Genomic DNA, 6,439 nt, shown 5'->3' with positions numbered 1-6,439 from the left:
AGCACGCCACGCCCGCGCAGGTCCTCGTAGGCGGCCACCACGGTGGCCCGGCTCACCGCCAGCGACCGGGCCAGTTCGCGTTCCGACGGCAACCGCTGCCCCACCGCCAACGCGCCCTCGTCGGCCGCCCGCCCCAGCGCGTCCGCGAGCTTGCGGTACAGCGGGCCCTCCCCGCTGCTCCAGTCCCCCAGCAGCACGGCCAGCGCGGCCCCGTGCCGGAAACGGTCCACTCGGCCGCTCATTGGCCCTACCTCCGGTCCGGTCTCCCCGGGGACTCTAGAGGATGTGCGGACCGGGCGGAAGTGGACCGGTCCATTCGTGGGAGGAGTGGAGAGCGTGCTGGTCACCGTGGGGTTCCTGGTCGTGACGGCCGTCCTGCTGGCCGGACTCGGGCGGTCGGTCGCCGTGCCGTACGCCGCCGCGCCGTGCCCGGACCCGGACGTCGAACCGCCGTTCGCCCGCGCCGTGGCCCGGGGTCTGCTCGTCGTGTGGCGGGCCGGGGGCGCGCACGCGGACGAGCTCGCGCGCCGGGTGGACGCCCTGAGCGGACGGGAGTCGCCGGAGAATCCGCCGGAACTGCGGTGACCGACTCCGGTGACCGCGCGCGGACTCACCGCAGGTGTGCGGGGATCCCGGTCCGGCCCGGTGCCACCCCGGGCCGCAGCACCAGGTCGTCGTCGTAGTCCCCGCCGTCCTGACGCCGGAACGGGACCGGCTCCTCGGTCGGCAGCGCCGCCAGGCGGGTCCGCAGCCGATCCCGGATCTCCGCGTAGTCCCCGGCCGTGGTCCGGTCGGCCGCGGGGACGACGAACGGGCGGAGGGGGGCCATGCCGGTGTACCAGAACAGCCCGTGCTGGACGGGGAACAGCACCTCGTCCAGATCCCCGTGGATCCCTCTCGGGCCGAACGCGGCCCCACGCGCACCGACGCCGGTCACCACCAGGGCGCGCCTGCCCGCCAGGCCGCCGTCGCCGTAGCGCAGGGAGGCACCGGTCTCCGGGTCGGTGACCCCGAAGGCGAAGCCGTTGACGAACACCCGGTCGACCCAACCCTTGAGGATCGCGGGCATCCCGTGCCACCACAGCGGGAAGTGCAGCACGACCGTGTCGGCCCACCGGAGATGCTCCTGCTCGGCCCGGATCTCCGGGGCCAGGGTGCCGCGCCGGACGGCATCCTTCGCGGCCGACCCGACGAACAGACGCCGGGCGGGGTCGTGGTCGAAGTCGGCCGCGTCGACCACCGGGTTCCACCGCATCGCGTGGAGGTCGCGCACCCGTACCTCGTGCCCGAGTTCGGTCAGCATGCGCCTGCCGTCGGCGGCCAGCGAGGCGGTCAGCGAGCGGGGGTCGGGATGGGCGAGGACCCAGAGCACGTTCATGCCGTTCAGCGTCCCGCCGGCGCGCCCGCCGCACGAGTGGCCCAACGGACGGGGTGTGCAAGAATCCGGCCATGTCCGAGGCCCCGCCCGAAGGCCGCCACCGCGTGACGGTGCTGGTACGGCACGGGGTGGTGCCGATGGAGGTGGGCGTGGTGCACCAGCTGTTCGGCGGGGCGCGCTCGCCCGATGGTGCGGCACTGTACGAGGTGCGCACCTGCGCCGTGGAGCCCGGGCCGGTGCGCACCGACACCGACCTCACGCTGGGGGTGCCGCACGGGGCGGAGGCGCTGGACGACGCGGACACGGTCGTGGTGCCCGCCAGCCACGCCCCGGACGCGACGGAGGAGACCGGACGGCTGGAACCGCCGCTGGCCGCCGCGCTGGACCGCATCCGGCCCGGCACCCGGATCGCCTCGGTCTGTACCGGGGCGTTCGTGCTCGCCGCGGCGGGGCTGCTGGACGGCAGGCGCGCCACGACGCACTGGATGTCGGCGGCGGAGTTCCGCCGCCGACATCCGGCGGTGGACCTCGTCCCCGGCGTGCTCTACACCGACTCCGGCACCGTGCTGACCTCAGCGGGCGAGGCGGCCGGGATCGACCTGTGCCTGCACATGGTCCGCAGCGACCACGGTGCGGCGGTGGCGGCGGAGGTGGCCCGGCGCACCGTGGTGCCGCCGCACCGGGAGGGCGGCCAGGCCCAGTACGTGGCGGAGCCGGTACCCCGGGTGGAGTCGGACGGCGCGTCCACCGGAGAGGCCCGGGAGTGGGCGCTGGCCCGGCTCGACCGGCCGCTGTCGCTGGACGAGTGGGCCGCGCGGGCGGCGATGAGTGTACGGACGTTCACCCGGCGGTTCCGGCGGGAGACGGGCCTGTCGCCGGGCAGGTGGCTGGCGGCACAGCGGGTGGAGCGCGCCCGGCAACTGCTGGAGCGCACCGACCTGCCGGTCGAGCGGATCGCGGTGGCGGCCGGGTTCGGCACGACGGTGTCGTTCCGCCAGCACCTGCGGGCCACGCTGGGTGTGTCGCCGAGTGTGTACCGCGGCACGTTCCGCGGCCCCGCCCGTCCGGAATCCACGGAGCGCCCACAGCGTTGTCCCCCTGGAAGTTTTCCCACCGGAACCCCGACCCGATGACCGCCCGGTCGGCACACCTCCCCGCCCGGGCGCGGGCGACGCGTGTGCGGAATGCCCGACCCGTTCGCAGCGTTGCCCTACCAGAAGGAGGGTGCAGAATTGGCTGACGCGACACTGACCGCGACCCGTGGCCGCGGCAGGCCCGCGAACGAGGAACCCGACATCGTCCGGTACTACCTCGACGAGGTCGGCACGACGTCGCTGCTCACGGCCAACGAAGAGGTCGATCTGGCGAAACGGATCGAGGCGGGCGTCTACGCCGCGGAGCTGCTGCGCCGCGCCGACGCGGGCGAGACCGGGCCGCCGGAGACCCCGGAGCGGTCCCGACGCGACCTGCAGCGGGTGGCGCGGGACGGCGCGCGTGCGAAGGATCACATGGTGCGTGCCAACCTGCGGTTGGTCGTCACCGCGGCGCGCAAGAACCGGCACACCTCCCTGCCGCTGCTGGACGCCATCCAGGAAGGCAACCTCGGCCTCATCCGCGCGGTCGAGAAGTTCGACTACGCCAAGGGCTACAAGTTCTCCACCTACGCGATGTGGTGGATCCGGCAGGCCATCCAGCGCGGCAACGCGTTCCAGGCCAACACCATCCGGCTGCCGATGCACGTCGGCGAGCAGGTCGCCAAGCTGGACCGGCTGGAGCGCACCCTCCAGTCGCACAGCGACCACGAGCCGACGGTGGAGGAGATCGCCGAGGCCGCCGACATGCCGGTGGACCGGGTCGTGGCCCTGCGCCAGGCGGGCCGGTCGACGGTGAGCCTGGACGTGCCGTTGGACGAGGACGGCGAACTCCGGCTGGGTGACCTGGTGACCGACGGTGCCGTCCCCGCGGTCGGCGAGGGCATCGAACGCCAGGCCATGACCGACGACCTCAAGGCGGCGCTGGACAGCCTGCCCGACCCCGAGGCCGCGGTGGTGTCGCTGCGCTACGGCCTGCGCGACGGACACCAGCACACGATCCCGGAGATCGCCCAGCGCCTCGGCCTGAGCCGCAAGCGGGTCCGCACCCTGGAACAACGCGGCATGGAGGCCCTCCGCGACCCGGACCGCAGCGAGTCCCTCCTCGACTGGGCGAGCTGACGCCACCCGGATGTGGGGTCGGGTCGTGCCGTGAAGGGCACTTTCCCTGCGTCGCAGGCCGTGAGGGGCACATTCCCTGCGTGTGACGCAGCGAATGTGCCCCTCACGGCAACACGCAGGGTGAACAGCGTGCCCCGGGGGTGGGGTGGGCCTAGGATCGCGGTGTGGAGTTGCCGCTGTCGCCTCCGGTGAAGCCGATGCTGGCCACGCTCGTGCGTGCGCTGCCGGACGCGCGCGGTCTGCGGTACGAGCCGAAATGGGACGGGTTCCGTTGCATCGTGTTCCGCGACGGTGCCGAGATCGAACTCGGCTCCCGCAACGACCGGCCGCTCACCCGGTACTTCCCCGACCTGCTCGACCCCCTGGCCGCCGCGCTGCCGCCGCGGTGCGTCGTCGACGGGGAGATCGTCGTCGTCACCGGGGAGGGGCTGGACTTCGACACGCTGCAGAACCGCCTGCACCCGGCGGCGTCCCGGGTCCGCAGACTGGCGGCCGAGACCCCGGCCAGCTTCGTGGCGTTCGACCTGCTCGCCCTCGACGATCGGGACCTCACCGGCGAGCCGTTCACCGAGCGGCGACGGCTGCTGGAGACCACGCTGGACACCACGCCCACCCGCGTTCACCTCACCCCGATCACCGACGACGCCGACGTCGCCCGGGACTGGTTCACCCGCTTCGAGGGCGCCGGGTTCGACGGCGTCATGGCGAAGGTGCCGGACGCGCCGTACCAGCAGGACCGGCGGGCGATGTGGAAGATCAAACACGAGCGCACCGCCGACTGCGTGGTCGCCGGGTTCCGCTGGCACAAGGACGGCCGCGGGGTGGGGTCGCTGCTGCTGGGCCTCTACGACGACGCGGGGACGCTGCACCACGTGGGCGTCGCCGGCAGTCTCCCCGCGAAGCGCCGCACCGAGCTGGTGGACGAACTCGCCCCGCTGCGGGAGCACGCGCTGGAGCAGCACCCGTGGCGGGACTGGGCCGAGGCGGAGGCGTCCGGCGAACCGGGCGGGTCCGCGCGGATGCCGGGGGGCCAGAGCCGGTGGAACGCGGGCAAGGACCTCTCGTGGGAGCCGCTGCGGATCGAGCTGGTCGCCGAGGTGCGTTACGAGCACGTGCAGGCGGGCCGGTTCCGGCACGGTGGCAGGCTCGTGCGGTTCCGGCCGGACCGCCGGCCGGACTCGTGCACCTACGCCCAGCTCGACGAGGTCGCCCCCGCCGAGCTGACCACGTTGTTCGACGAGGCGGCCGGGGTGGGCAGCCGATGAGCGATCCGGTCGTGCTCGACCTCGACGGCACCGAGGTGGCGATCTCCAGCCCGGACAAGGTGTTCTTCGCCGAACGCGGGGAGACCAAGCTCGACCTGGTGCGCTACTACCAGGCGGTCGCCGGGCCGCTGCTGACCACGCTCGGCGGCAGACCGCTGCTCATGGAGCGCCACCCGTCGGGCGCGGGCGGCAAGTCGTGGTTCCAGAAGCGCGTGCCGACGTCGGCGCCGCCGTGGCTGCGCACCACCGTGGTCCGCACGCCGAACGGCACCACCGCCGACGCGCTGGTGGCCGCCGACCTCGCCCACGTGCTGTGGGCGGTCAACCTCGGTTGTCTCGGCTTCCACGTGTGGCCGTTCCACGCGGGCAGCCCCGAGGTGGTCGACGAGCTGCGCGTCGACCTGGACCCGTCGCCGGGCGTGTCGTTCGACGGGGTGCGCCAGGCGGCGTTCGCTGCTCGCGAGTTCCTCACCGAACTCGGCATGCGCGCCCACGTGAAGACCACCGGCTCCCGCGGGCTGCACCTCTACGTCCGGCTGCGACCGCACTGGGACAGCTACCAGGTGCGGGCCGCCGCCGTCGCCCTCGCCCGTGCACTGCAACGGCGGCATCCCACGCTCATCACCGCCGAGTGGTGGAAGGAGGAGCGCGGGAGCCGGGTGTTCGTGGACTACAACCAGAACGCCCCGCACCGGACCGTGTTCGGGGCGTGGTGCGTCCGCCCCCGCCCGGGCGGGCAGGTGTCCACCCCGCTCGCGTGGGAGGAGCTTCCCGGGGTGGTGCCGGACGAGCTCACGCTGGCCACCGTGCCCGCACGGCTGGAACAACGGGGCGACCCGTGGGCCGCGATGTGGAGCGACCCGCAGTCGTTGGAACCGCTGCTGGAGCTCTCCCGCCGCGATCTCGCCGACGGGCTGATGGACGCACCGTGGCCGCCGGTGTATCCGAAGCAGCCGAACGAACCGCCCCGGGTCGCCCCGAGCCGGGCGCGGAAACCGACGGAGTCGTGACGGTCCCGGCTCCCGCTGCTCACGGCTCCCGCCGGACCGCTGCCGGTCAGGACTTCTGTTTCCGCCCGCTTCCGCCCGCCTTCTCCTTCTCCCGGGCCTCGGCGGTGCGCCTGCCGCTGGCCTTCTGCAGCGCGTCCACCAGGTCCTTCTTGCTCATCGACGAGCGGCCGGGGATGTCGAGCTGCCGGGCACGCTCGTAGAGGTGCTGTCTGCTCGCGTTGGCGTCCACACCGCCCGCCGTATCCGTGGCGCGCTGTCCCGCTCCCCGCTCGGCCTGCGCGTCGGAGGGGCCCGTGTCCTCCTTCGGCTCCCAGCGGTCGCCGACCTTCTCGAACGAGTGCTTCAGCGCCGAGTACGCGGTCTGGTGCGCCCGCCGGCCCTCACCGTAGGTCTCGACGGCGGAGTCGTGCGCCTCGATCCACGTGCGCTGCGCCTTCTCCGGTGACCGCCGCAGCGTGCTGGGCAGTTCCTCACGTCCGGGCATCACGCTCACCTGCCTGGGATCGGGTAACCCTCGCCGTGCCGGGGTTTTCCGGCGCACGGCACCCGCAAACGGCGCCCGCCGGTCGTCGG

The 6,439-nt window shown here is 73.6% G+C and carries 8 protein-coding genes; 5 read left to right on the top strand and 3 right to left on the bottom strand.

Going from position 1 to position 6,439, the window contains the following annotated elements; all coding sequences use genetic code 11:
* On the bottom strand, positions 1–242 hold a 242-nt coding region (locus tag SACPADRAFT_RS26960), incomplete at its 3' end, for a GntR family transcriptional regulator (protein WP_007025960.1).
* A gap of 94 nt (positions 243–336) precedes the next feature.
* Here SACPADRAFT_RS26960 and SACPADRAFT_RS0210910 point away from each other — a divergent pair.
* A complete protein-coding gene (locus tag SACPADRAFT_RS0210910) occupies positions 337–585 on the top strand; it encodes a hypothetical protein (RefSeq protein WP_007025961.1) in 249 nt (82 codons plus the stop codon).
* A gap of 25 nt (positions 586–610) precedes the next feature.
* Here the strand turns inward: SACPADRAFT_RS0210910 and SACPADRAFT_RS0210905 are convergent, their stop codons facing one another.
* Positions 611–1,378, bottom strand: coding sequence for an NAD(P)H-dependent oxidoreductase (locus SACPADRAFT_RS0210905; protein WP_007025962.1), 768 nt, complete (start codon positions 1,376–1,378; stop codon positions 611–613).
* A gap of 71 nt (positions 1,379–1,449) precedes the next feature.
* On the opposite strand from SACPADRAFT_RS0210905, the gene SACPADRAFT_RS0210900 reads away from it, so the two are divergent.
* The 4 genes from SACPADRAFT_RS0210900 (at position 1,450) to ligD (ending at position 5,866) form a co-directional block, all read left to right on the top strand.
* Positions 1,450–2,511, top strand: coding sequence for a GlxA family transcriptional regulator (locus tag SACPADRAFT_RS0210900; protein WP_007025963.1), 1,062 nt, complete (start codon positions 1,450–1,452; stop codon positions 2,509–2,511).
* Positions 2,512–2,610: 99 nt separating this feature from the next.
* Positions 2,611–3,591 (top strand): sigma-70 family RNA polymerase sigma factor, encoded by a 981-nt coding sequence (locus SACPADRAFT_RS0210895; RefSeq protein WP_028662390.1) that lies wholly within the window; start codon positions 2,611–2,613, stop codon positions 3,589–3,591.
* A 164-nt stretch (positions 3,592–3,755) separates the two neighbouring features.
* Positions 3,756–4,856, top strand: a complete 1,101-nt coding sequence (locus tag SACPADRAFT_RS0210890; protein ID WP_007025965.1) for an ATP-dependent DNA ligase — start codon at positions 3,756–3,758, stop codon at positions 4,854–4,856.
* Positions 4,853–5,866, top strand: coding sequence for a non-homologous end-joining DNA ligase (ligD, locus tag SACPADRAFT_RS0210885; protein WP_007025966.1), 1,014 nt, complete (start codon positions 4,853–4,855; stop codon positions 5,864–5,866). The genes SACPADRAFT_RS0210890 and ligD overlap by 4 nt, the downstream gene beginning before the upstream one ends.
* 46 nt (positions 5,867–5,912) lie before the next feature.
* Here ligD and SACPADRAFT_RS0210880 read toward each other — a convergent pair whose 3' ends face one another.
* Complete coding sequence (locus SACPADRAFT_RS0210880) at positions 5,913–6,350, bottom strand: ChaB family protein (RefSeq protein WP_007025967.1); 438 nt, start codon at positions 6,348–6,350, stop codon at positions 5,913–5,915.
* Between the last annotated feature and the right edge of the window lie 89 nt (positions 6,351–6,439).

Origin of the sequence: Saccharomonospora iraqiensis subsp. paurometabolica YIM 90007, from assembly GCF_000231035.2 — a bacterium.
GTDB classification, from domain to species: Bacteria; Actinomycetota; Actinomycetes; order Mycobacteriales; family Pseudonocardiaceae; genus Saccharomonospora; species Saccharomonospora paurometabolica.
This window is presented reverse-complemented; position numbering and strand designations above follow the sequence as displayed.

Bases quoted from the DNA above. Each gene is read 5' to 3' on its own strand.
- SACPADRAFT_RS0210905 (WP_007025962.1), bottom strand. From the start codon at position 1,378: ATGAACGTGCTCTGGGTCCTCGCCCATCCCGACCCCCGCTCGCTGACC.
- SACPADRAFT_RS0210900 (WP_007025963.1), top strand. From the start codon at position 1,450: ATGTCCGAGGCCCCGCCCGAAGGCCGCCACCGCGTGACGGTGCTGGTA.
- ligD (WP_007025966.1), top strand. From the start codon at position 4,853: ATGAGCGATCCGGTCGTGCTCGACCTCGACGGCACCGAGGTGGCGATC.
- SACPADRAFT_RS0210880 (WP_007025967.1), bottom strand. From the start codon at position 6,350: ATGCCCGGACGTGAGGAACTGCCCAGCACGCTGCGGCGGTCACCGGAG.